The 1,788-nt window shown below is 63.5% G+C and carries 2 protein-coding genes; both read right to left on the bottom strand.

Annotation, left to right across the window (positions count from 1 at the left end; translation table 11 throughout):
• The coding region (locus EN914_RS34225; RefSeq protein WP_164779130.1) for a UbiA family prenyltransferase at positions 1-479 on the bottom strand (479 nt) is incomplete at its 3' end.
• Between the two features lie 75 nt (positions 480-554).
• On the bottom strand, positions 555-1,788 hold a 1,234-nt coding region (locus tag EN914_RS34220), incomplete at its 5' end, for a cytochrome c oxidase subunit 1 (protein WP_164779129.1).

Below are 1,788 nucleotides of genomic sequence, written 5' to 3'. Positions count from 1 at the left end.
CGGCGGCCCCCGCCGATGACGATGTTCTGCGGCGTCCAGCGCTTCAGCCACATCGTGTAGACGACGGCGTAGAAAAAGATGGTAAAGGCCAGCAGCGTCGCCGCCAGCCAGTTGACCAGCACGCCGAGCGTCATCACCGACAGCACCGACAGCACCAGCCCGAAGGTCAGCGCTTCGTGCGGCTGGATGCGACCGGCCGGGACCGGGCGGCTGGCGGTCCTGGTCATCACGGCATCGATATCGGCATCGTACCACATGTTGAGCGCGCCGGAGGCGCCAGCACCTATCGCAATAGCCAGGATGGCGATCACCGCCAGCAGAGGGTTGATGGTCACGGGGGCGGCGACCAGGCCGACAAAGGCGGTGAACACCACCAGCGACATGACGCGCGGCTTCAGCAGCGCGAAGAAATCGCCCGCCGTCGCTTCCGACATGCGAAAGCCCGCTTCGTCAATCAATGGGTCGTCGACAAGGGCCATGCGTACTTAAGTCCATCATCCGTTGGCCAAAACCGCCGGCGGACCGGCGGTTTCGTATTCGAGCGGGCAGCCGCCTTACTTGATCTTCGGCAGCTGTTCCCACTGGTGGAAGGGCGGCGGCGAAGGCAGCTGCCATTCGAGCGTCGTTGCGCCCTCGCCCCATGGGTTGGCGCCGGCGATCCGCTTCTTCTGGAAGGCCTCGAACACGCCATAGAGGAAGATCAGGACGCCGACGGCCGAGATATACGAGCCGATGGACGACACATAGTTCCAGCCGGCAAACGCATCGGGGTAGTCGATGGTGCGGCGCGGCATGCCGGCGAGACCGAGGAAGTGCTGCGGGAAGAAGATCAGGTTCACGCCGACGAAGGTGACCCAGAAGTGGGTGTTGGCGATAACGGGCGAATACATGTAGCCGGTCATCTTCGGGAACCAGTAGTACCAGCCGGCGAAGATGGCGAACACCGCGCCCAGCGACAGCACGTAGTGGAAGTGGGCGATGACGAAATAGGTGTCATGCAGCGAGCGGTCGAGGCCGGCATTGGCCAGCTGGACGCCGGTGACGCCGCCGATGGTGAACAGGAAGATGAAGCCCAGCGCCCACAGCATCGGCGTCTTGAACGAGATCGACCCGCCCCACATCGTCGCGATCCAGGAGAAGATCTTCACGCCTGTCGGCACCGCGATGACCATGGTGGCGAAGACGAAATAGCGCTGCGTATCGAGCGACAGGCCGGTCGTGTACATGTGGTGCGCCCAGACGATGAAGCCGACGGCGCCGATCGCCACCATGGCGTAGGCCATGCCGAGATAACCGAACACCGGCTTCCTCGAGAAGGTCGAGATGACGTGGCTGATGATGCCGAAGCCCGGCAGGATCAGGATGTACACTTCAGGGTGACCGAAGAACCAGAACAGGTGCTGGAACAGGATCGGGTCGCCGCCGCCGTCGGGAGCAAAGAAGGTGGTGCCGAAATTGCGGTCGGTGAGCAGCATGGTGATGCCGCCGGCCAGAACCGGCAGCGACAGCAGGAGCAGGAAGGCGGTGATCAGCACCGACCAGGCAAACAGCGGCATCTTGTGCAGCGTCATGCCAGGCGCGCGCATGTTGAAGATGGTGGTGATGAAGTTGATGGCGCCGAGGATCGACGAGGCACCGGCAATGTGGATCGACAGGATCGCCAGATCCATGGCCGGCCCGGGCTGGCCCGAGGTCGACAACGGCGGATAAAGCGTCCAGCCGCCACCGACGCCATAGGCACCCGGTGCGCTCGGCATGAACATCGAGGTGAGCAGCCGGATGAAGGCC

Origin of the sequence: Mesorhizobium sp. M7A.F.Ca.CA.001.08.2.1 (assembly GCF_003998455.1) — a bacterium.
GTDB lineage: Bacteria > Pseudomonadota > Alphaproteobacteria > Rhizobiales > Rhizobiaceae > Mesorhizobium > Mesorhizobium ciceri.
The sequence above is the reverse complement of the archived record's forward strand: the minus strand, read 5'-3'. Positions and strand labels throughout refer to the sequence as shown.